At 71.7% G+C, this 21,050-nt stretch carries 18 protein-coding genes and 1 tRNA gene; 11 read left to right on the top strand and 8 right to left on the bottom strand.

Annotation, left to right across the window (positions count from 1 at the left end):
- The first annotated feature begins 102 nt into the window (after positions 1 to 102).
- From BLW43_RS02700 to BLW43_RS02690, 3 genes are read left to right on the top strand one after another with little or no spacing between them, the layout of a single operon-like run.
- Positions 103 to 741, top strand: coding sequence for a ChrR family anti-sigma-E factor (locus tag BLW43_RS02700; protein ID WP_093248088.1), 639 nt, complete (start codon positions 103 to 105; stop codon positions 739 to 741).
- Between the two features lie 2 nt (positions 742 to 743).
- On the top strand, positions 744 to 1,421 hold the full coding sequence (locus tag BLW43_RS02695) for a DUF6134 family protein (protein ID WP_093248087.1): 678 nt from the start codon (positions 744 to 746) through the stop codon (positions 1,419 to 1,421).
- A complete protein-coding gene (locus BLW43_RS02690) occupies positions 1,418 to 2,206 on the top strand; it encodes an SDR family NAD(P)-dependent oxidoreductase (protein ID WP_093248086.1) in 789 nt (262 codons plus the stop codon). The genes BLW43_RS02695 and BLW43_RS02690 overlap by 4 nt, the downstream gene beginning before the upstream one ends.
- Before the next feature lie 19 nt (positions 2,207 to 2,225).
- On the opposite strand, the gene BLW43_RS02685 is transcribed toward BLW43_RS02690, so the two are convergent.
- Positions 2,226 to 3,176, bottom strand: a complete 951-nt coding sequence (locus tag BLW43_RS02685; RefSeq protein ID WP_093248084.1) for a hypothetical protein — start codon at positions 3,174 to 3,176, stop codon at positions 2,226 to 2,228.
- Positions 3,177 to 3,332: 156 nt separating this feature from the next.
- On the opposite strand from BLW43_RS02685, the gene BLW43_RS02680 reads away from it, so the two are divergent.
- From BLW43_RS02680 to BLW43_RS23340, 3 genes are all read left to right on the top strand, one after another.
- On the top strand, positions 3,333 to 4,472 hold the full coding sequence (locus tag BLW43_RS02680) for an Mrp/NBP35 family ATP-binding protein (protein ID WP_093248082.1): 1,140 nt from the start codon (positions 3,333 to 3,335) through the stop codon (positions 4,470 to 4,472).
- 78 nt (positions 4,473 to 4,550) lie between these two features.
- Positions 4,551 to 4,627, top strand: a tRNA-Met gene (locus tag BLW43_RS02675).
- Positions 4,628 to 4,790: 163 nt separating this feature from the next.
- The gene (locus tag BLW43_RS23340; protein ID WP_093248080.1) at positions 4,791 to 6,230 is read left to right on the top strand and encodes a hypothetical protein; all 1,440 of its coding nucleotides are present in this window, start codon (positions 4,791 to 4,793) and stop codon (positions 6,228 to 6,230) included.
- Here BLW43_RS23340 and BLW43_RS02665 read toward each other — a convergent pair.
- The 3 genes from BLW43_RS02665 to BLW43_RS02655 all read right to left on the bottom strand — a co-directional run bounded on the left by BLW43_RS02665 (position 6,198) and on the right by BLW43_RS02655 (position 10,559).
- A complete protein-coding gene (locus tag BLW43_RS02665) occupies positions 6,198 to 7,421 on the bottom strand; it encodes a CoA transferase (RefSeq protein ID WP_093248078.1) in 1,224 nt (407 codons plus the stop codon). The two genes, BLW43_RS23340 and BLW43_RS02665, sit on opposite strands and share 33 nt — an antisense overlap.
- A gap of 211 nt (positions 7,422 to 7,632) precedes the next feature.
- Positions 7,633 to 10,266 (bottom strand): aminopeptidase N, encoded by a 2,634-nt coding sequence (gene pepN, locus BLW43_RS02660; RefSeq protein WP_093248076.1) that lies wholly within the window; start codon positions 10,264 to 10,266, stop codon positions 7,633 to 7,635.
- Between the two features lie 53 nt (positions 10,267 to 10,319).
- On the bottom strand, positions 10,320 to 10,559 hold the full coding sequence (locus BLW43_RS02655; protein ID WP_093248074.1) for an HP1242/YdcH family protein: 240 nt from the start codon (positions 10,557 to 10,559) through the stop codon (positions 10,320 to 10,322).
- 165 nt (positions 10,560 to 10,724) lie between these two features.
- Here BLW43_RS02655 and BLW43_RS02650 point away from each other — a divergent pair, with 165 nt between their 5' ends.
- A complete protein-coding gene (locus BLW43_RS02650; RefSeq protein ID WP_093248198.1) occupies positions 10,725 to 11,699 on the top strand; it encodes a TAXI family TRAP transporter solute-binding subunit in 975 nt (324 codons plus the stop codon).
- Positions 11,700 to 11,744: 45 nt separating this feature from the next.
- On the opposite strand, the gene BLW43_RS02645 is transcribed toward BLW43_RS02650, so the two are convergent.
- Positions 11,745 to 11,924, bottom strand: a complete 180-nt coding sequence (locus BLW43_RS02645; protein WP_093248072.1) for an Acb2/Tad1 domain-containing protein — start codon at positions 11,922 to 11,924, stop codon at positions 11,745 to 11,747.
- A 118-nt stretch (positions 11,925 to 12,042) separates the two neighbouring features.
- On the opposite strand from BLW43_RS02645, the gene BLW43_RS02640 reads away from it, so the two are divergent.
- A complete protein-coding gene (locus BLW43_RS02640; protein ID WP_093248070.1) occupies positions 12,043 to 14,247 on the top strand; it encodes a TRAP transporter permease in 2,205 nt (734 codons plus the stop codon).
- Here the strand turns inward: BLW43_RS02640 and BLW43_RS02635 are convergent.
- Genes BLW43_RS02635 through BLW43_RS02625 form a run of 3 tightly spaced genes read right to left on the bottom strand, consistent with a single transcriptional unit; the run spans position 14,217 to position 17,354 of the window.
- Positions 14,217 to 15,353: an alpha/beta fold hydrolase gene (locus BLW43_RS02635; RefSeq protein ID WP_093248068.1), complete on the bottom strand. Its 1,137-nt coding sequence runs from the start codon at positions 15,351 to 15,353 to the stop codon at positions 14,217 to 14,219. The two genes, BLW43_RS02640 and BLW43_RS02635, sit on opposite strands and share 31 nt — an antisense overlap.
- 5 nt (positions 15,354 to 15,358) lie before the next feature.
- A complete protein-coding gene (locus tag BLW43_RS02630; protein ID WP_093248066.1) occupies positions 15,359 to 16,162 on the bottom strand; it encodes a poly(R)-hydroxyalkanoic acid synthase subunit PhaE in 804 nt (267 codons plus the stop codon).
- 7 nt (positions 16,163 to 16,169) lie between these two features.
- Complete coding sequence (locus BLW43_RS02625; RefSeq protein WP_093248064.1) at positions 16,170 to 17,354, bottom strand: amino acid aminotransferase; 1,185 nt, start codon at positions 17,352 to 17,354, stop codon at positions 16,170 to 16,172.
- 117 nt (positions 17,355 to 17,471) lie between these two features.
- Here BLW43_RS02625 and BLW43_RS02620 point away from each other — a divergent pair, with 117 nt between their 5' ends.
- The 3 genes from BLW43_RS02620 (at position 17,472) to BLW43_RS02610 (ending at position 20,898) form a co-directional block, all read left to right on the top strand.
- Positions 17,472 to 18,587: an AbrB family transcriptional regulator gene (locus BLW43_RS02620; RefSeq protein ID WP_093248062.1), complete on the top strand. Its 1,116-nt coding sequence runs from the start codon at positions 17,472 to 17,474 to the stop codon at positions 18,585 to 18,587.
- Positions 18,588 to 18,839: 252 nt separating this feature from the next.
- Positions 18,840 to 19,100, top strand: a complete 261-nt coding sequence (locus tag BLW43_RS02615; RefSeq protein ID WP_093248060.1) for a DUF4212 domain-containing protein — start codon at positions 18,840 to 18,842, stop codon at positions 19,098 to 19,100.
- Between the two features lie 28 nt (positions 19,101 to 19,128).
- Positions 19,129 to 20,898, top strand: coding sequence for a sodium:solute symporter family protein (locus BLW43_RS02610; RefSeq protein ID WP_093248058.1), 1,770 nt, complete (start codon positions 19,129 to 19,131; stop codon positions 20,896 to 20,898).
- The last annotated feature ends 152 nt before the right edge of the window (positions 20,899 to 21,050 follow it).

Here is a 21,050-nt window from a genome sequence, read left to right as displayed (position 1 = left end):
CGGTTCGACAGGGCGGCGCGGGCGCGCGGCGTACGGGCCCGGTGATCCACGGGGGCGTCCGGAGCGTAGAATGGTGTGGAAGATACACAGGCGGTGACGAAAATGCCTCTGGCGCATCCAACGCATGACATGCTCGCGGCCTACGCTTCCGGCGCAGCTTCGGACGGCGTGGCGCTTCTCGTCAGCGCCCATGCGACCTATTGCGGGCGGTGCCGTCGGGAGATTGCGCGTCTCGAGGCGGTTTCGGCCGCGGCGATGCGGTCGGAGCCGGCCTCGCCGCTCTCCGCCGGCGCGCTTGACTCGGTGATGGCGCGGCTTGAGGCGGTCGCCGGCGCTTCCACTACGGCTGCGCCGCCGGCGCGCGACGCGATGCTGCCTGCGCCGGTCGCCGCGCTGACCGGGCCCTACGGCTCGGTCCGCTGGCGCTTCGTGATGCCGGGCGTGTCGCGGGCGGAGATCGCGCTCGGCGGCGACGAGGCGGTGAACCTGCTGCGCGTCCGACCGGGCGCGGGCGTGCCGGCGCACACGCACACACGGCAGGAGGCAACCCTTGTGCTCTGCGGCGCGTTGCGGGACCGCGGGCGGGTGTATGCGAAGGGCGACGTGGCGCTGGCGGGCGCCGACGACGACCATCACCCGCGCGCCGAGCCCGGAGCGGACTGCGTGTGCCTCACGGTGCTGTCGGGTTCGCTTCGCTTCACCGGCACGTTCGGCCGGGCGCTGAACATTTTCGCGGAGTAGTCATGGACCTGACCCGACGCACCATGATCGCCGGCGCGGCCGCTGCGGTCGCCGGCCCGGCGCGCGCCCGGACGGCGGCGCGGCGCTTCACCATCCTGCGCGGCGGCGACGACGTCGGTCGCCACGAGATCGCGCTGACGCGCGAGGGCGACACCCTGAACGTCGCGATCGACGTCGAGATCGTCGTGCGCGTCCTCGGCATCGCCGCCTATCGCTACGAGATGACCAACCGCGAGGTCTGGCGCAGTGGCCTGCTGCAGTCTGTGGACTGCTCGGTGAACGACGACGGCGAGCGCAAGCGCGTCAACGCCGCCCGCAACGGAGAGAAGATCGTCGTGGACGCGAGCTTCTATTCCGGTCCCGCGCCCAGCGAGATCGCCACGACGACCTACTTCACGCCGGATTTCCTGACGCGCCCGAGGTGGATGAGCACCGACAGCGGCGAACTCTACGCGATGTCGATCAGCCGCGACGGCGAGGCGTCCGTCAGGACGGCGTCCGGCGAGGCGCAGTGCGCGCGCTGGCGGGCGAGCAACGGGAGCGACTTCGACGTGCAGCTTTTCTACGACGCGAACGGCGAGTGGGCTTCGGTGGCCTTCGACGGGCGCGGCGAGCCGATCATCTATGTTCCCGACAGCCTCGACGGCCGGCTCGCGGCGCTGTGGGCCGAAACGGCGTGAGCGTCTGGAGCCGGATCGCGCGGCCCGAGCAGGGCGAGGCCTGGGTCACGGGCGCCTCGGCGGGCATCGGACGGGCGCTTGCGCTCGCGCTCGCCGACCGGGGCTGGGTCGTGAACGTCACCGCGCGCTCCGCGGAGGATCTCGAGGCGCTGGCGGCGGAGCGCCCAGGCCGCATCATCGCCCGCCCCGGCGACGTGACGGACCGCGCGCGCATGGTCGAGATCGTCGCGGAGATCGAGGCGACGAGGCCCATCGCCCTCGCGGTGCTGAACGCGGGCCTCTATATCCCCATGCGCGCCCAGGAGTTCGACGCCGCGGATGTCGAGAAGACCTTCGCGGTGAATGTCGGCGGCGTCGCGAACGGACTCGACCCGCTGCTGAAGTCGATGATTGCGCGTCGCAGTGGTCACGTCGCGCTGACCGCCTCGGTCGCCGGGTTTCGCGGCCTGCCGCGCGCGGCGGCCTACGGCGCCACCAAGGCGGCGCTGATCGGCATGGCGGAGGCGCTGGCCTTCGACCTGATCGACCTCGACGTGCGCATTTCGGTCATCAACCCCGGCTTCGTGAAGACTGAGGCGACGAGCGTGAACGATTTCGAGATGCCGTTCCTGATGACGCCCGAGGACGCGGCTGCGCGCATCGTGAAGGGGCTGGAGCGGCCGGGTTTCGAGATCGCCTTTCCCACGCGCTTCGCGCTCATCCTGCGGGCGCTGGGGATGCTGCCGAACCGGGCCTATTTCAGCGTCATGCGCAGGGCGATGGGGTGGGACGCGTCGGTGACGTGACCGCCGCCTGCGCAGTCTGTCACTCGCCCGCCAGCCAGACCTCGATCACCCCTGCCGCCGGTTTCGGCAGATAGCTGGTGTAGTCGCGGGCCGTCGCGCCGCCGCCAAGCGCGCTCGCGGCGGCGTGCGCGGCTGCCGCGTCGGTGGCGTGGAAGTAGCGCGCCTCGTGGCCGTCCGGCGCCACGAGGGCTCCGCCATGCCGAGACACGGAGGCGCCGGCGTCGCGGAAGAGCGCCGAGGCCCGGGCCGCTGCGGCGATCGACGTCGCCGCGTGGCGCAGGCGCACAGTTGCAGCCCCTAGCGCCGGATCGGACGCCGCCTGCCGCCAGCGTGCGAGCCGGTCCGGCGCGGCGAGCGGGCCGACCGAGAGCGCGGCGGGCCGGGCTGGGCGCGCTGCGCGACGCACAGCCGCCATGCCCGCCTCGGCGGCGAAATCTGGCGCCGTGAAGGCGCCCTCCGGCGTCGGCGTCGAAGCCTGTGTCGGGGCGTGCGTCACGGCTTGCCTCGCGGGCGGCGTCGCCCCTGGCGACGCGCTGGCCGCCAGCCCGTGCATCGTCTCCGGCGTTCCAGTCGCGAGGGGCTCGCCCCCGGGCCGAAAGGGTTTCGGCGTCGTCATCTCGAGCAGCACGATCGTCCCCACAACCGTCGCGAGCGCAAGAAGCCCGCCAAGCGCGACGCTTGCGAGCCTGCGGGGGCGGCCGGCGGCCGGCGCCGGGGAGACCGATTTGCGAGCGGCCGTCGCCGGCTCGGCGCGCAATTCGCCGTCGAGGCGGGATCGAGCCTCCAGCGCGCATGGCGCGCTTGCGCCTGCGTCGCGCTTCCGGTTCGGCATGGCGACAGGGAATGCGTCGCCGGCGGGTGCGGTCGCTGCGCGCTTGGCCAGCAAAGCCTCGAACTTCGCCCATGCCGCATCGGACGCCGACGGCTGATCGGCGACCTCGGTCGCCTCGATGTCTTTGGACCGGCTCATGCAAAGCCCCTCAAACAGAACACACGACCACCCATCTGCCCAAGTTAGCACCGCACCGACCGCAGGCGAACCTCGCGCCACCAAGCGCGCTGCGCGATGGCGCCGCGCGCGTCGCATTGCTATCTGCAGTAGGTGAAAAATTTCTGGAGCAGCGACATGAGCACGACGCGCGAGGCGGTTCTCTCGGCGCTGGACGCCGTCCCGGTCCGCATGGCGGACACTGGCGGCGAGATCACCGCCGCGAAGCTGGTCCAGGGACTCTCGGTGTCGCAGGGCGCCGTCGCCTTCGCCATCGAGGTCGACCCCCGGCAGGCGGCGGCGATGGAGCCGGTGCGCGCCGCGGCGGAGGCGGCGGTGCGGGCGCTGCCCGGCGTCTCGCGCGTCTCGGCGGTGCTGACGGCCCATTCCGATGCGCCCGCCCGGCGGTCGTCTCAGCCGCAGCCGTCTCAGCCGGTGCCGCCTTCGCTGCGCGCAGGGCCCGGCGACAAGCCGCTGCGCGCGCCGTCGCCTGCGCCGTCCGGCGGGCGCATCCCCGGCGTCCGACACATCGTCGCGGTGGCGTCGGGCAAGGGCGGCGTCGGAAAGTCGACGGTTGCGGCGAATCTCGCGCTGGCGCTCAAGTCGCAGGGCGCGCGGGTCGGCGTGCTTGACGCTGACGTTTACGGACCGTCGCAGCCGCGGATGCTGGGCGTGACGGGGCGACCGGAGTCCGACGCCGAGAAGATGATCCTGCCGCTGCACGGCCACGGCCTCACGGTCATGTCGATGGGCTTCATGATCGAGGAAGGCCAGTCCGTCGTCTGGCGCGGGCCGATGCTGATCTCGGCGCTGACGCAGATGTTGCACCAGGTGCGGTGGGGCACGCTGGACTATCTGGTGGTCGACCTCCCGCCGGGCACCGGCGACGTCCAGCTCACGCTCAGTCAGAAGGCGGCGGTGAGCGGCGCCGTGGTCGTCTCGACGCCGCAGGACATCGCGCTGCTCGACGCGCGCAAGGCGCTGGACATGTTCCGCAAGACCGGCACGCCGGTGCTGGGCCTGATCGAGAACATGAGCACCTACATCTGCCCCAACTGCGCGCACGAGGCGCACATCTTCGGCCATGGCGGCGCGCGGGATGAGGCGGCGCGGCTCGGGCTGCCGTTCCTCGGTGAGCTGCCTCTCGATCTCGACACGCGGATGCTCTCAGACAGCGGCGCGCCGATCGTCGCGTCGAGGCCCGGAAGCGACCAGGCGCGGCGGTTTCTCGAGATCGCGGCGCGGCTGGTCGAGGCTCCGCAACTGGCGGGGGGGTGAGCGCCTGCGGCATCGCGGATCAATGGGGCGGGCGGCCTGCTTGACGCCCGGCCGGGGCGCGCGTATCCACCCCGCGCGGGCTGGGTAGCTCAGCTGGTTAGAGCGCACGACTCATAATCGTGAGGTCGAGGGTTCGAGTCCCTCCCCCGCCACCACTTCCTGCATGTTCCTATAATGTTCTTGACAGCCGGCCTGGCGCCGGGCCATGATAGTCGCGTTCAGCAGTTCTTAACCGCTTGGCAACGCTGACTGATGTAGTTTGCACGGTCTTCGGCTCACGTCGTCTGGGCCGCCCGTCGAGTGAGAGTTGTATCCGTCATGGCGTGGAAGCTGCGCATTGCGGTTCTGACCGGGCTTCTGGGAGCGCTCATCGCATCCACGGCGCCATCGGCCGTAATCGGCTCCGAGACCAAGAGCAGCGCGCCGCTCGCGCAGCGATTTCTGGGGGGGGACGCCTCCATCGTCGTCTCGGGCGCCGGAGTCGCCTGCGTCGCAGGCGCGGTCATCGACATCGAGGCGTCGCGCTACCGCGAAGCCGACGGGACGTTCGCGGCGTTCGACGCGGTGGCGCGCAGTCGCGCGGCGTCGCTCCAGTTCATCGCGCCGGTTGGCGGTGGGAGCGAGGTGGCGCGCATCCAGCTCAAGTTCGCCGTCGGCCAGGGGCCGGTGTTGCTCCAGGTCGGGGATGGGTTCGTTCGCGACATCCGACCGTGGCTGGAGGCAAGCGGCGACAGCTTCCGCATCGATGCGCCGGCGGTTCTGGCGGCGCTTCGAAACGCGGCCGAAGGCGGGCCGGCGGCCACGGTCACGACCGTTTCGCGCGACACCGGCCGCACGGTCGTCGACACGCTGCCGACGATGTCGTTCGCGGCTTACGAGGCCTGCAGCGTGGGCGCGGCGGATATGCCCGCGGGCGCGGTCGGGTCGCCGTCGGCTCTTGCGCAGGTCGTGTTCGAGGCGGAGCCGACCGACGCCAGCCGCGCCACCCCCGCGGAATCGCGCGTCTGCGGCGTGACGGAGCCCGATGTCCGGCTGCATCGCGGGGTGCTGCGCGCGATCTCCGGCTTCACGGCGCCGACCGACCGCATTTTCGTGGAGTTCGACGCGCGCGGAGAGGTGCGTCGGTTGCACATTCCGGGTTTGCTGGACGCGAACCGCGACGGCCACGATTACGCGGCGCGGCTCTCGGTCTCGGCGTCGTCCAACGATCCGATGGCCGCCAACTCCGTGACCGGGTGCCTGGGTCTCGCGCCGGTCCCGCTGTGCGATCTGGCGGGCGAGCCGCCGCTGTCGATGTTTCCGGGCGGCGCCCCTGAGGGCGTGCGGAGCGTGGGCTACTGCATCGGCGCGCTGGCCATGGGCGGGTTGCTCGACGACGCCGTGTTTCTCAGCGACTTCGTGGCAGACAACCCGTCTTCCGTCGTGTCGCGCCGCGCATCCTTCGCCGCCGCGACGGGCGTTGGTGGGCCATCGAGCCCTTTTCCGACGGGCGGCGGCGGGGGCGTCGGCGCTTCCGGCGGCTTCGGTGGCGGCGGTTCCGGCGGCGGCGGTTTCAATCCGCCGCTGGGGCCGCCTTCGAGCTCTCCGCCAGAGACGGCCCCCGAGACGCCCCCCGAAACGCCTCTCGAGCCGCCGATGGTCATCCCGCTGCCGCCCTCCCTGTGGCTGGCGCTTTCGGGGCTGGTCGCGTTGGCTGCCGTGACGCGCCGGCCGCGCGCGCCGGGCTCAGGGCTGAGCGGGGCCGGCGGCGACGCCTGAATCGAAGAGCGCGCCGATCGCGCCCGATCCCAGCCCGAGCACCTCGGCCAGCACAGCCTCGGTGTCCGCGCCGAGCAGCGGCGCCGGCGCGGGCGTCTCGCGGGCGACGCCAGAGAAGGCGAAGGGCGATCCGGGCGTCAGCAGCGGGCCTACGCCCGGCTGGTCGATGGTGGCGAACATCGGGTTCGCTTCCGAGAGATCCGGATCCTCTGCGACGGCCTGAGCAAAGCTGCGGAACGGCGACCATGTGACGCCGTTCGCGTCCAGCGCTTCCGCGATCTCCGCCAGGGGCCGCGCCGCGAACCACGGCGCCATCTGCGCCGCAATCTCCTTGCGCGCCCTGAAGCGCTCGCCCTCCTCGCCGAGATCGACGCCGAGCCCCTGCGCCAGCGAGGCCATCGCCTCACCCGTCCCGGTGGCGCGGACCAGGCCCTTCCACTGGCGCGCGGTGAGGCCGATGACCATCACGCGCCGGCCGTCCGCAGTCTCGAAGTCCTGACCGAAGGCGCCATAGAGCGCGTTGCCCGCCTTCGGCCTGTCCTCTCCGTTCACCGTCACCTCGCCGATGACGCCGAGGTTGCCGAGCATCGCGGAGGCGACGTCCTTCAGCGCCAGCGCGACCTCCTGCCCCTCGCCCGTGGCGCGGCGGCGGCGTTCGGCGGCGAGCAGGCCGAGGGCGGCCATCTGCCCGGTGATGCAGTCCCATGCCGGCAGGACGTGGGCGACCGGTTCGGTCGAGCCCTCGGGGCCGGTCGCCATAGGAAACCCCGCGCCCGGATTCACCGTATAGTCCACCGCCGGTCCGCCGTCGCGGGTGCCGAGAACCGAGACGAGGATGACGTCCTCGCGCCGGGCCCTGAGCGTTTCGTAGTCCGTCCAGCCCTGGACCTTGAGGTTCGTCAGGAACACCCCGGCGTCGGGGCCGGGCGCGCAGATCAGCGCCGAGATCAGCTCCTTGCCCTCGGGTTTGGTGAAATCCACGGCGACCGAGCGCTTGCCCTTGTTCAGCCCCGCCCAGAACAGGCTCCGACCGTCCTTCGTGACTGGCCAGCGCCTGCTGTCGAGCCCCCCGCCGGGCAGGTCGAAGCGGATCACGTCGGCGCCCATCTGCGCGAGCGTCATGCCCGCGAGCGGCGCCGCGACGAACGCGGAGCCCTCGATCACCCGCAACCCGTCCAACTGCCCGGCCATCGCTTCGCTCCCCGTTCAAGTCCGTTCGCGGCGGACGATACCCGCGCGAGCGGCGGGCGCCAGCCTTGAGGCGGCGCCGCGGCGTCGCGCCCCAGCGTTCTCGGGGCCGGCCTGATCTGTCAGCGCCGGCAAGACCGCGACAAGGCCACGGCGCATGGCGGCGGCGCCGACGCAGGGCGGCGGAGCCGACGCAGTCCGGTCGAACGCCGCGCTAGGGGGCCCCGAGCATCCTCGACACCATCTCCCCGGTGTCGCGCGAGAGGCCGGGCGCGGCGGCGATGCGCTCCAACTGGTCGCGGATCAGCCGCTGGCGCCCCGCGTCGTAGATGCCCCAGGTCTCGAAGGCGCCGGCCATGCGCGCGGTCGTCTGCGGGTTCTTCGCGTCGAGCCTGATGAGCCAGTCGGCGAGGAAGGCGTAGCCGGCGCCGTCAGCGGCGTGGAATGCGCTCGGATTGCCGGCGGCGAAGGCGCCGACGAGGGAGCGGAAGCGGTTGGGGTTCAGCCAGTCGAAGAGCGGGTGCTCGGTGAGCGCGCGGACGCGGCCCAGCGCGTCGTCCGCCGGGGCCGTGGCCTGCACGGCGAACCACTTGTCCATGACGACGGGATCATCCCTCCAGCGGTCATGGAACGCGGCGAGCGCCGCGGCGGCCTGCGGCGCGTCGGCGTGAACGAGCGCCGCGAGCGCGGGGAAGGCGTCGGACATGTTGTCCGCGCGCTCGAACTGCCCGGCCGCGCGCGCGAGATCGTCCGGAGCGCCGCGCGCGACCAGCAGCCCGAGCGCGCGGTTGCGCAGGGCCCGCCGGCCGGCGGCGGCGGCGTCGGGAGAGTAGGGGCCGGGGACGGTCATCTCCCGGTGGAGCCGCTCCAGCGCATCGCCCATCCGGCCCGCAGCCGCCCTGCGCAGCGCGTCGCGGGCGGCGTGCAGCGCCTGCGGGTCCGCCGGCGTCCCGCGCGCGAAAGTCTCGCGGGCCAGTTCGTCCTCGCCGGGGGTCTCCAGCGCGAGGGCGCGGAACGCCGGATCGAGGCTCTCGTCGCTGGCGAGCGCGTCCAGCGCGTCGAGGAAGGCTGGGTCGGCGTCAGCCCCGCCGGCCATGCGCAGCGCGACGTCGACGGCGTAGGCGCGGCCGGCCTCCCAGCGGTTGAAGGCGTCGCTGTCATGGGCCATCAGGAACGCCCGCTCGGCGTCCGACGTCTCGCGGATCAGCCGCACGGGCGCGGAGAAGCCGCGCAGCAGCGAGGGAACCGGGCGGGCGGGCAGGCCCTCGAACGTAACGGCGGTCTCCGCTTCGGTCAGTTCGACGATGCGCGTTCCCTCCGGCAGCAGGTCGTCGCCGTTCGCGCCGAGCAGGCCCAGCGCGACCGGAATGACGAGCGGCGCCTTGTCGGGCTGGCCGGGCGTCGGCGGCGTGCTCTGGCGGAAGATGAGCGCATAGCGCCCGCCGTCCTCCTGCCAGCTTTCCTCGACCCCGACCTCCGGCGTGCCGGCCTGGGACCACCAGCGCGCGAACTGCGTCAGGTCGCGGCCGGTCGCGTCCTCGAAGCAGCGGCGGAAGTCCTCGATCGCGCAGGCCTGCCCGTCATGGCGCTCGAAGTAGAGGTCGAGCGCCTTCCGGTAGCCCTCCGGCCCGAACAGAGTGTGCAGCATGCCGATGACCTCGGCGCCCTTCTCGTAGATCGTCGCCGTGTAGAAGTTGTTGATCTCGATGTATTCCTCGGGCCGGACCGGGTGCGCCAGAGGCCCGCCGTCCTCGCGGAACTGGCGCGCGCGCAGCGTCACCACGTCCTCGATGCGCTTCACGGGGGCGGAGCGCTCGTCGGCGGTGAACTGCTGGTCGCGGAAGACCGTCAGCCCCTCCTTGAGGCAGAGCTGGAACCAGTCGCGGCAGGTGATGCGATTGCCCGTCCAGTTGTGAAAGTATTCGTGAGCGACAATGCTTTCGATGCGGGCGTAGTCGGCGTCCGTCGCAGTCTCGGGGCTGGCGAGGACGTATTTGGCGTTGAAGATGTTCAGCCCCTTGTTCTCCATCGCGCCCATGTTGAAGTCGTCCACGGCGACGATGTTGAAGACGTCGAGATCGTAGGCGCGGCCATAGGCCCGCTCGTCCCAGCGCATGGAGCGGATCAGGCTGTCCATGGCGTAGGCGGTGCGTCCCTCGTCGCCGGGCCGGACCCAGACGCCGAGGCGCACCTGCCGGCCCTCGACGGTGGTGAAGTCGGCGCGCGTCTCGCGCAGGTCGCCGGCGACGAGCGCGAAGAGGTAGCAGGGCTTGGGGTGCGGGTCGCGCCAGACGGCGTAATGGCGGCCCTTCGGCAGCGCCCCGCTCTCTATCAGGTCGCCGTTGGAGAGCAGGGCTGGGCACGACCCGGCGTCGGCCTCGATGCGGACCTCGTACATGGCCATGACGTCGGGCCGGTCGGGGAAGAACGTGATCTTGCGGAAGCCCTGCGCCTCGCACTGGGTGCAGAACATGCCGCGCGAGAGATAGAGACCTTCGAGCGCCTTGTTGTCCTCGGGGTCGATCTCGGTGACGGCCTCCCACACGAAGGCGTCCGGCAGCGCGGCGCCGGACGCCGTGCCCGACAGCGTCAGGCCCTCCGCGTCGGTCTCCGGCGAAACCGGCGCTCCGTCGACGCTTGCGGCGACGAGTCGGAGGTTGCGCCCGTCGAGCCGCAGCGGCCCGCCGTCGCCGTCGGGGTTGCGCCGCAGGGCGAGGCGGGCCGTCACGCGCGTTCCACGGGGCCGCAGATCGAAGGTGAGACGCACGCTCTCGATCAGCCAGGCCGGCGGTCGATAGTCGGCAAGACGAACGGGCGCGGGTGCGGCGCTGGCGTCTTCGGTGCGCATGGGCGCGGTCTCCGGGTCCGGGAATTGCGCGGTCGGCGTGCGGGGACGGCGGCTCAGGCCGCCGAGAGCATCGCCCTGATCTGATCGAGAAGCTGCAGGCGGCGCTTCTTCAGGTCTTCGAGCGCGAAGTCGGCCATCGGCTCCACGTCGGTCTCGGCGCGGTGGATCTGGCGGTTGAGTTCATGGTGCTCGTCGGCGAGGCGCGCGAAATGGGCGTCGCCCGCGCGCAGCCGCTGGATGGCTTCGTGCTGATCGGGGAAAGCCTCGGCGAGCTCGTGCGGCGTGTGGGACATCTAAGACCTCTCAATCCTGCGTGCGCCGAGACTATCCCCGCGCTCGGGCCGGCGCCAGCAATCCCGCTCGCCAATCCGGACGCAATGGGGCAATTTGCTCGCGATTCGGCGTTGCGCGCCGTCGCGCAGAACAAGCCGGACGAGAGAACCGACATGGGAGACGACATGAAACCGACCCTCACACTGGCCGCCGTCGCGGCGCTCGTCGCGTTCGGCGCGGGCGCCCAGGATCGGGCCGACTGGCCGTCGAGCTTCACCATCGCCACGGCGAGCCAGGGCGGCACGTTCTTCGCCTACGGCTCCGGCTGGGCCAACATGGTCGCGCAGGAGCTTGGCGTGACCGGCGCCGGCGAAGTGACCGGCGGCCCGATGCAGAACATGGCGCTTGTGCACACCGGCGACGCCGCGTTCGGCCTCACCACCCTCGGCCCGGCGCGCGAGTCGCTGGAGGGCGAGAACCCGATCGCGCCCGGCCTGCAGATGACCAACGCCTGCGCCATGTTCCCGATGTACCAGACGCCGTTCTCGGTGACGGCGCTCTCCTCCTCGGGCATCACCAGCATCTCCGACATCCCCGCCGGCGCGCGCATCGGCTTCGGCCCGGCCGGCTCGTCCTCCGACACCTACTTCCCGCGCATGATGGAGACGCTGGGCGTCGCTTTCGAGCGCCGCAACGGCGGCTGGTCGGATCTCGGCGGCCAGCTTCAGGACGGCCTGCTCGACGTGATCGCGTTCGCCGCCGGCGTGCCGGTGCCGGCTGTCAGCCAGCTCGAGGTGCAGACCGACATCAACATCATCGAGTTCACCGAGGAGGAGCAGCGCAAGATCCTCGCCGCCTTCCCGGTGGCGCCGTTCGACATCGCCGCGTCGACCTACACGACGCTGGAGGCGCCTGCGCGGTCCGTCGCCATGTGGAACTTCGCCATCGCCGGGTGCGACCTGCCGGAGAGCTTCGTCTACGAGGCGGTCAAGGCCACGATGGAGGACAACGCGAGGATGGTGAGCATCCACAACTCCGCGCGCAGCACCGTGTTCGAGAACTGGGACAAGAACAATGTCCTGATGTGGCACCCCGGCGCCGCCCGGTGGTTCCGCGAACAGGGCGCAGACATCCCCGACGACATGGTGCACGGCGGCTGAGCCGCCGGCGCGGCTTCGGCGCAGCCCCGGCGCGCCGGGGCCGCGTCACCCCTTGGTGGCGTGCTTGACGGCCCACATGAGCGCTTCCTCAAGGCGGACCTTGGCCTGATCGAGTTCGCGGGACTGCCCGAGGCTGTCGAAGAAGCAGAGCATGTCATCGCCGTGTTCGCGGATCGCACGGGCGTTGGCCGCCTGAGTCGAACTCATCTGCGTGTGGGCGGTCATCGCGGCTCTCCTGTAACGACGTCCACTGGTTATCTTCGAAGATCAGGAAAAGGATGTTTAACTGAGGCCGACTTTCGCCGGCGCCCTGCGCGCGCCGCGTCGACCGGGAGATGAAGGCATGGCCAACGAGAAGGACGTCATCGAGTTCGACGCGTCGATCGCCGACGAGGAGCCGGTCGAGGCCAACCGACGCCTGTTCGACGGCGCGTCGCTGCGCCTCGTCGCGGGGCTCGCGATGGTCTACGCGCTGTTCCACATGGCGGCGCTGAACGGCGTGTCGATCTCGAACCTCACCGGCGGGGCCGTGGTCGTCCCGTTCCTGCCGTCATTCCCAATGGAGACATGGAACTTCCGCATCGTCCACGTCGCCGGCGCGCTGGCGCTGGGGTTCATCCTGTTCGCCGGCGCCGGTTTCGCGGAAGGACGCGGGCAGCGCACGCCGCTGCTCGGCAGGCTGTCGATGGCGCTGATGGTCCCGGCCGCCTTCTCGCTGGCGGTGGCGGTCTGGTTTGCGATCCAGATATCCAACGGCCTGATGTGGAACGGCATCGACGCCGCCATCAGGTTCAACGAGACGTGGCTGTTCGGCGCGCCGCTGCTGGCCGCGACGGTCGGCGGCGTGGTTCTGTCATGGTTCCACCGCGAAGAGCGCGGCGGCTTTGCGGCGCCAGACCTTCTGCTGACGCTGTGCGCGGCGACGGTCGCCGTCTATCTGATCACGATCTTCGGCACGCTGATGCGCAACTCGACGGGCACGCCCTTCGCGCCCATCGGCATCTCGCTCGCGGCCCTCGCCGGCACGCTGCTGATCATGGAGCTGACGCGGCGTGTCGCGGGGCTCGCGCTGGTGATCATCTCCGCCGTGTTTCTCGTCTACGTCTTCGTCGGGCACCTGCTGCCGGGGTTCCTGACCTCGCCGCGCATCGCGTGGGAGCGGTTCTTCAGTCAGGTCTACACCGATGTCGGCATCCTCGGGCCGACGACGGCGGTCTCCTCGACCTACATCATCCTGTTCATCATCTTCGCGGCGTTCCTGCAGGCGTCGAAGGTCGGCGAGTACTTCGTGAACTTCGCGTTCGCGCTGGCGGGCAAGGCGCGGGGCGGGCCGGCGAAGGTGGCGATCTTCGCCTCGGGCCTGATGGGGATGATCAACGGCACCTCGGCCGGCAACGTGGTCGCCACCGGCTCGCTCACCATCCCGCTGATGAAGCAGATCGGCTACAGGAAGCAGACGGCGGCGGCGATCGAGGCTGCGGCGTCCACCGGCGGGCAGATCATGCCGCCGATCATGGGCGCCGGCGCCTTCATCATGGCCGAGATCACCGGCATCCCCTACACCGACATCGCCATCGCGGCGCTGATCCCCGCCGCGCTCTACTTCGCCTCGGTCTATTTCATGGTGGACTTCGAGGCGCGCAAGCTCGGCATGCGCGGCATGCGCGACGACGAGTTGCCGAAGCTGAAGGAGATGATGAAGCGGGTTTTCCTGTTCATCCCGATCGTCATTCTCATCGTCGCGCTGTTTCTCGGCTACTCCGTGATCCGCGCCGGCACGCTGGCGACGGTGGCGGCGGCGGTGGTGAGCTGGCTGACGCCGCACCGCATGGGCCTGCGCTCGACCATGAAGGCCTTCGAGCTGGCCGGCGTCATGTCGATCCAGATCATCGCGGTCTGCGCCTGCGCCGGCGTGATCGTCGGCGTCATCTCGCTGACCGGCGTGGGCGCGCGCTTCTCCAACCTGCTGCTGGGGCTGGCCGAGAGCTCGCAGCTTCTGGCGCTGTTCTTCGCGATGTGCATCGCCATCCTGCTGGGGATGGGGATGCCCACGACGGCGGCCTATGCGGTGGCGGCGAGCGTGGTGGCGCCGGGGCTGATCGACCTCGGCATCCCGACGCTGACCGCGCATTTCTTCGTGTTCTACTACGCCGTGATCTCGGCGATCACGCCGCCGGTGGCGCTGGCGGCCTATGCCGGCGCGGCCATCGCGGGGTCCGAGCCGATGCGGACGTCGGTGGAGAGCTTCCGCGTCGGGCTGTCGGCCTTCATCGTGCCGTTCATGTTCTTCTCGGCGCCGGGGCTGCTGATGGAGGGCGCCTGGCACGTCATCGCGCTGAACTGCGTCACGGCGATGCTGGGCGTCTACATGCTGTCGGGCGCGGCGACGGGGTGGTTCTTTGGCGCGCTGGCGCTGCCGATCCGGGCGGCGCTGCTGGTGGCGGCGCTGCTGATGATCTCCGGCGGGCTGGTCACGGACCTCGGCGGCCTGGCGCTCGGCGTCGCCGTGTGGGCCTATCAGACGCGGCTGGCGTCCAGAACCGTCTGATCCGTCAGGAACTCCGCCAGCGCGCGGCCCGCGAGGCCGCGTGCGCGGCGGCTGACGAAGACGCCGACATGGCCGGCGTCGATGGGGGCTTCGCGGCAGGGCCCGCCGGTCAGGGCGCCGATGGCGCGGGCGCAGGCCGGCGGCACGAGATGGTCGCGCAAGCCGTAGAGTGCGAGCACGGGGGCCGTGATCGCGCCGAGATCCACCCTGCGCCCGTCCAGCGCAAAGGCGCCGCGCGCCAGCGCGTTGTCGTGGTAGAGGTCGATCAGCGCCTGCCGGGCGGCCGCGGCCGGGTGGTCGGGCCGCGCGGCGAGCCAGCGCTCCATGCGCAGGAACTGCGCCGTGGCGGCGCGCGCGCCGTTCGCGTCCATCAGGTCGGCGGTGTGCTTGGCAAGGGTGCGCGCGGGCGTCAGGCGGCGGAAGGCGGCGTCCATCACGGGGCCGGGCAGGCCGCCGAGCACCTCGATCAGGCCCTCCAGCGTCTCGCGGCCGAGGCTCCGGACGAGCCGCGAGAGCGGCGCCGACGGCTCGGCGTGGAAGTCGATGGGCGTGACCGCCAGCGCGACGCCGGCGAGCGCGCGCGGCTCCAGGGCGGCGAGGCAGGCCGCGAACACGCCGCCCTCGCAGACCCCCAGCGCGGCGGGCCGGCGCCCCTCCAGCCCGGCGACGGCGTCGGCGAAGTAGCCCAGCCGGTCGAGCGCGAAGTCCTCGAAGGCGAGCGCGCGCCACAGGGCGTCGCCCCCGGCGCCGCGCCCGCCCTGCGGCCGCCATTCGACGCTGTAGACGGCGAAGCCGAGCGCCACGAGGTCGCCCACCAGCGAGCAGCGGGGCGCGAGGTCGACGATCTCGCCGGCCCCGACGAGGCCGTGGACGATCATGAGCGGGGCGGCGGCGCGGCCGCTCCCTGCGCCCGCCGCAGAGGCCGGACCGCGGTGGCGCAGGAGGCGTGAGCCGTCGCGCGTCGCCGCGACGTCCGACGGTGTCGCGCCGATCGCCGTGCCGGCCTCGTCGGCGCGCGCCAGCGCGCGCGCCACGCGCAGCAGCCGCGCAGGCGCGTCGGGCCACGGGAGCGGCGGGGGGGCGGGTATCGGGCCTCCGGCGTTCATCGGCGTCAGCCGCGGCCGGGCGCGTCGGGGGCGCGGCCGCTCTCCGGCCCGGCGCCGTCGCCGCGCGCCATGTCGCGCCGCAGCGCGCGCAGTTCGCGGCGCAGGGTCGCGACCGTCTCGGCCAGCGCGTCGACGTCGGCGCGCGTCGGCTCGCCGCGCTCGCGGCGGCGCGCGTCCTCGGCCGCGCGCTCGGCGCGCCGCAGCGCGACCGCGGCGGCGGCCACGCGCGCCTGCGAGGCGAGAAAGCCCTCGGAGGCGTGGAGCCGGTCGAGCGTGCGCCCGGCGGCCTCGATCCAGAGCGCCTGCGCCTGCCCGAAATCGGGACGGTCCGTCTCCGCCAGCCTGCGCGCCACCGCCGCCATCATGTCGAGATAGGCCGCGCCCACGAGCGCGCGGTGGCGCGCCAGCGCCGCGCGCAGGGCGGCGGCCTCCGGACCGCGCGCCAGCTCGGGGTCGGTCGCGGGCGCCACCAGGCGGTCCAGCGCGGGCTCGGGCGCGCCGTCGCCGCCGAGCAGCCACTGCGCGGGGTCGAGGAAGCGCGCGAGCGCCGCGGCGCCGGGCGCGCTCCGCGCCGCGCGGGCGGAGGCGGCGCGCAACGCCGCGCTCCACGCCGTCCCTTGCGCGGAAGCGATGCGCCATAGCGCGTCCTGCGGCTGCTCCCCCGGCGGGGCGGCCAGCGCGGCGAGGCCGGCGCGCTGCATCTGCGCCGCCAGCGCCGGCCCCAGCTCGGCCAGCAGCGTCGTCAGCGGGTCGGGGCCCGCCTCCGCGTCGCTCCGCCCGCCGCCTCCGGGCGCGGCGCCCTCCGCCAAGACGACCTCAGCCCCTGACCGCCGCCAGCGCGTCGGCGAACCGCCTCACCCCCGCGGCGTTGAGCCCGGCGACGTTCATGCGCCCGTCCCCGACGAGGTACACGCCGTGTTCGGCGCGCATCCGCTCGACGATCTCCGCCGAGAGGCCCGTGAGCGAGAACATGCCGCGATGGCGCGAGATGAAGTCGAAGCCGTCGTCGTTGAGCCGCTCGCGCAGGGCGGCCGCGAGGTCTGTCCGCAGCGTCAGGATGCGCGCGCGCATCGCGTCGAGCTCGGCGGTCCAGTCCTCGCGCAGCGCCGCGTCTCCCAGAATCGTGGAGACGACCGCCGCGCCGTGGTCGGCCGGCATCGAATAGGTCACGCGGGCCAGCGCGCGCAGGTTGTCCCCGGCGAGGTCCGCCGCCGCCGGCGCCGCCGCCAGCACCGCCGCGCAGCCCACGCGGTCGCGATAGAGGGCGAAATTCTTCGAGCACGACAGCGCGACGAGCATCTCCGGCACGGCGGCGGCGAGGATGCGCAGGCCCGTCGCGTCGGGCTCCAGCCCGTCGCCGAAGCCCTGATAGGCCAGGTCGAGGAACGGCGTGAAGCCGCGGTCCACGGCGAGCGCGGCGATCTCGCGCCACTGCTCGGGCGTGAGGTCGGCGCCGGTGGGGTTGTGGCAGCAGCCGTGCAGCAGCACCACGTCGCCCGGGCCGGCCTCGCTGAGCGCGGCGCGCATCGCCTCCCACGCGACGCCGACGGTGGCGGGGTCGAAGTAGGTGTAGGTGCGGAAGCCGAGCCCCGCCTGCTTCGCGATGGCGGGATGGTTCGGCCAGGTGGGGTCGGGCAGCCACACCGTGGCGCCGCGCTCGGCGCGGGCGACGAGGTCGCACAGGATGCGCACGGCGCCGGTGCCGCCGACGGTCTGGACCGCGGCGATGCGGTCGTTCGGCGCGTCCGCGCCGAAGGCGAGCGCCACCATAGCGGCGCAGAAGGCGGGGTCGCCGGCGGGGCTGAGATAGGCCTTGGTGGCCTGGGTCTCGACGAGGCGGCGCTCGGCGGCCTTGACCGCGCGCAGGATCGGCGTGCGGCCGGCCTCGTCCTTGTAGACGCCCACCCCGAGGTCGAGCTTCGCCTCGCGCGGGTCGGCGCGGAAGGCGGCGTTGAGCGCCATGATCTGGTCGGGCTTGGAGGGGTGCAGGGTCTCGAACATGTCTCACCTCGGGCGGCGCGCGCAGCGGGCGTTCGGCTGCGCAGGGGAACGGTCGCGCATCGGCGCGGGGGCGCTGGCCACCGTCCCTTGCGCGCAGCGGCGCAGCGGCGCAAGAGGGTGCGCCCCGCTCCCAGCAACAACGCCGGCCCGATGTCGTCCAATCCGCAACATCCCCTGCGACAGCGCGTCGCGCAGTGGTGCTTCGCCCTCTGCCTCGGCGCGATCGGCGGCGTCGTCGCGCTCAATCTCGGGGCGCCGCTGCCATGGCTGCTCGGAGGGCTGTTCGCCACCGGCGCCGCGGCCGCGGCCAACGTCCGCGCCTTCGGCGGCCCCATCGCGTTCCCCCAGACGGCGCGGCTGGTGTTCATTCCGGTGATCGGCGTGCTGATCGGCGGCGCGGTGACGGCGGAGCTCGCCGCGGCGGCGCTCGGCTGGTGGCATGCCGCGCTAGGCGTGGCGGTCTTCGTCTGCCTCGCGCACTGGGTGAACTATCAGGTCTTCCGCCGCGTCGGCGGCCTCTCGCGCGAGACGGCCTTCTTTGCTGGGATGCCGGGCGGGCTGATCGAGTCTATCGAGCTGGGGTCGAAGGCCGGGGCGGATGCGCGCGACCTGAGCGCCCTGCAGTTCGCGCGCATCGCCGTCACCGTCACGCTGATCCCGCTCGCGTTCATGTTCACCGAGGGGCATGCCGTCGGCAGCGCCGGCGGCGCCCGTTTCGCGGCGGCCGGCGCCTTGACGCTGAACGATTTTCTTCTTCTGACCAGCGCCGGCGTCGTGGGCTTTTTCGGGGCCCGCGCGATCAGGCTGCCCGCCGGCCAGATCCTCGGGCCGATCGTCGTCAGCGGCCTCGTCCACGCGCTGGGCTGGACCCATGCGGCGCCGCCCGACTGGCTGGTGAGCGTCTCGCAGCTCGTCGTGGGGGTGAGTCTGGGGCAGCGGTTCACGGGAATGCGGCCGGCCGCGCTCGGGCGGTGCTTCGCGCTGTCGCTCGTCTCGGTCGGCGCGATGATGGCGGTCGCCGCGGTCATCGCCGCGCCGCTGGCGATGGCGGGCGCGGCGCCGTTCGCGATCATGCTGATCGCGCTCGCCCCGGGCGGCGTCGTGGAGATGGGTCTGATCGCGCTGTCGCTCGGCGCCGACCCGATCTTCGTGACGTTCTGCCATCTGGTCCGCATCCTCGTCACCGTGGCCGTGGCGACGACGGCGTGGCGGCGCATGAACCCACCCGGCTGAGGTTCGGCGGCGCGTCTCGGCACGCAGCGGCGGGGGCGCGGCCATTTCGCGCTTGCAACAATATTGCGCGTGCCAAGCCCAAGTCGTATGCACATGATCTCACGGCCCTGCGCGGGTCTCGGGGGGAAGCGTGTGCGGCGGCGGCGTCGCAACTGCGAAACGGGCGCGGCGCGAGCGCCGACAGGGCAAACCGGACGAGGCGTCGGCAGGCTGGCGGGCGTTGCGTTCACAACAAGGACTTAGGGGGAGTGCATGGCTATCAAGACTGACGGCGTGGCCTATTGGAAGGCCAACATCCGTCTCGTGACGGTCTGTCTGATCATCTGGGCGGTGGTGTCGTTCGGCTTCGGCATCGTTCTCCGCCCGCTGCTTTCCGGGATCAGCATCGGCGGCACCGATCTGGGCTTCTGGTTCGCCCAGCAGGGATCGATCCTCGTCTTTCTGGCGCTGATCTTTTTCTACGCGTTCCGGATGAACGCGATCGACCGCGCCCACGGCGTGGACGAAGAGTAATCGGCGGCGGGAAAGCGGAGACAGAAAAATGGATCAATTTACACTCAACCTGATCGTCGTGGGCGCGACGTTCGCGCTCTACATCGGCATCGCCATCTGGGCGCGGGCTGGCACCACGGCCGAGTTCTACGCGGCCGGCCAGGGCGTGCACCCCGTCACGAACGGCATGGCGACGGCGGCGGACTGGATGTCGGCGGCCTCCTTCATCTCGATGGCCGGCCTGATCGCCTTCACGGGCTATGACAACTCCTCCTTTTTGATGGGCTGGACCGGCGGCTACGTGCTGCTTGCGATGCTGCTCGCGCCCTACCTGCGAAAGTTCGGCAAGTTCACGGTGCCCGAGTTCATCGGCGACCGGTTCTACAGCCCGACGGCGCGGCTGGTGGCCGTCATCTGCCTCATCGTGGCCTCCGTCACCTACGTCATCGGCCAGATGACCGGCGTCGGCGTGACCTTCGCGCGCTTTCTCGAGGTCTCCAACGACACCGGCCTCTACATCGGCGCCGTGATCGTGTTCGCCTATGCGGTGCTCGGCGGCATGAAGGGCATCACCTACACGCAGGTCGCCCAGTACGTCGTGCTGATCGTCGCCTACACCATCCCCGCGATCTTCATCTCGCTCCAGCTCACCGGCAACGTGCTGCCGCAGATGGGGCTTTTCGGCACGCATGAGGCCTCCGGCCTGCCGCTGCTGACCAAGCTCGACCAGGTGCTGACCGATCTCGGCTTCAACTCCTACACCGGACACCACACCAACACGCTGAACCTCGTCCTGTTCACGCTGTCGCTGATGATCGGCACCGCGGGTCTGCCCCACGTCATCGTGCGGTTCTTCACCGTGCCCCGGGTGTCTGACGCGCGCTGGTCGGCCGGCTGGGCGCTGGTCTTCATCGCGCTGCTCTACACCGTCGCGCCGGCGGTGGGCGCCATGGCGCGCCTCAACATCATCGACACGATCTATCCGAACGGCCCGCAGGCGGAATCGCTGCTCTACGAGGAGCGTCCCGACTGGATGAAGAACTGGGAGCAGACCGGCCTTCTGAAGTTCGAGGACAAGAACGGCGACGGCCGCATCCAGAGCTACAACGCCGGCAACGAGGCCTTCGCCGCCACCGCCGCCGAGCGCGGCTGGGCCGGCGACGAACTGTCGATCAACCGCGACATCCTCGTGCTCGCCAACCCCGAGATCGCGCGTCTGCCGGGCTGGGTGATCGCGATCGTCGCCGCCGGCGGCCTCGCCGCCGCGCTCTCGACCGCCGCCGGCCTGCTGCTCGCCATCTCCTCGGCGATCAGCCACGACCTCATCAAGGGCACGCTCAACCCGGACATCTCCGAGGCCGGCGAGCTGCTGGCCGCGCGGATATCGATGGCCGGCGCCATCGCGGTGGCGACCTATCTCGGCCTGAACCCGCCGGGCTTCGCGGCGCAGACCGTGGCGCTGGCCTTCGGCCTCGCGGCGGCGTCGATCTTCCCGGCGCTGATGATGGGCATCTTCATGAAGCGCATCAACGACAAGGGCGCCATCGCCGGCATGCTGGCGGGCCTCATCTTCACGCTCGTCTACATCTTCGTCTACAAGGGCTGGCTGTTCATCCCGGGCACCAACCAGCTGCCGGACAACGCGGCGAACTGGATCTTCGGCATCTCGCCGCTGTCCATCGGCTCGATCGGCGCGCTGCTCAACTTCGCCGTGGCCTATTTCGTGTCGAATGCGACCGAGGAGCCGCCGCAGGAAATCCAGGATCTCGTCGAGAGCATCCGCATTCCCCGCGGCGCGGGTCAGGCCACCGGCCACTGACCGCCTGAGCGACGCGCGCCGCCGGCGCGCCCCTGCGACCGGCGGGCCCCTTGCGGGGCCCGCCTTTTTATTGGGATTCTCCCGCTCGCGGACGCAGCCTTGTCGGAGCCGACCATGCCCGCTGAACCCGACCGGCCGGAGACCCGCAGCGC

Origin of the sequence: Rubrimonas cliftonensis (genome assembly GCF_900107585.1) — a bacterium.
GTDB classification, from domain to species: Bacteria; Pseudomonadota; Alphaproteobacteria; order Rhodobacterales; family Rhodobacteraceae; genus Rubrimonas; species Rubrimonas cliftonensis.
This window is presented reverse-complemented; position numbering and strand designations above follow the sequence as displayed.

Excerpts from the sequence above, each read along its gene's own strand:
- BLW43_RS02700 (WP_093248088.1), top strand. The coding sequence starts at position 103 with ATGCCTCTGGCGCATCCAACGCATGACATGCTCGCGGCCTACGCTTCC.
- BLW43_RS02695 (WP_093248087.1), top strand. The coding sequence starts at position 744 with ATGGACCTGACCCGACGCACCATGATCGCCGGCGCGGCCGCTGCGGTC.
- BLW43_RS02685 (WP_093248084.1), bottom strand. The coding sequence starts at position 3,176 with ATGAGCCGGTCCAAAGACATCGAGGCGACCGAGGTCGCCGATCAGCCG.
- BLW43_RS02680 (WP_093248082.1), top strand. The coding sequence starts at position 3,333 with ATGAGCACGACGCGCGAGGCGGTTCTCTCGGCGCTGGACGCCGTCCCG.
- BLW43_RS23340 (WP_093248080.1), top strand. The coding sequence starts at position 4,791 with ATGGCGTGGAAGCTGCGCATTGCGGTTCTGACCGGGCTTCTGGGAGCG.
- BLW43_RS02665 (WP_093248078.1), bottom strand. The coding sequence starts at position 7,421 with ATGGCCGGGCAGTTGGACGGGTTGCGGGTGATCGAGGGCTCCGCGTTC.
- pepN (WP_093248076.1), bottom strand. The coding sequence starts at position 10,266 with ATGCGCACCGAAGACGCCAGCGCCGCACCCGCGCCCGTTCGTCTTGCC.
- BLW43_RS02655 (WP_093248074.1), bottom strand. The coding sequence starts at position 10,559 with ATGTCCCACACGCCGCACGAGCTCGCCGAGGCTTTCCCCGATCAGCAC.
- BLW43_RS02650 (WP_093248198.1), top strand. The coding sequence starts at position 10,725 with ATGAAACCGACCCTCACACTGGCCGCCGTCGCGGCGCTCGTCGCGTTC.
- BLW43_RS02645 (WP_093248072.1), bottom strand. The coding sequence starts at position 11,924 with ATGACCGCCCACACGCAGATGAGTTCGACTCAGGCGGCCAACGCCCGT.
- BLW43_RS02640 (WP_093248070.1), top strand. The coding sequence starts at position 12,043 with ATGGCCAACGAGAAGGACGTCATCGAGTTCGACGCGTCGATCGCCGAC.
- BLW43_RS02635 (WP_093248068.1), bottom strand. The coding sequence starts at position 15,353 with ATGAACGCCGGAGGCCCGATACCCGCCCCCCCGCCGCTCCCGTGGCCC.
- BLW43_RS02625 (WP_093248064.1), bottom strand. The coding sequence starts at position 17,354 with ATGTTCGAGACCCTGCACCCCTCCAAGCCCGACCAGATCATGGCGCTC.
- BLW43_RS02615 (WP_093248060.1), top strand. The coding sequence starts at position 18,840 with ATGGCTATCAAGACTGACGGCGTGGCCTATTGGAAGGCCAACATCCGT.
- BLW43_RS02610 (WP_093248058.1), top strand. The coding sequence starts at position 19,129 with ATGGATCAATTTACACTCAACCTGATCGTCGTGGGCGCGACGTTCGCG.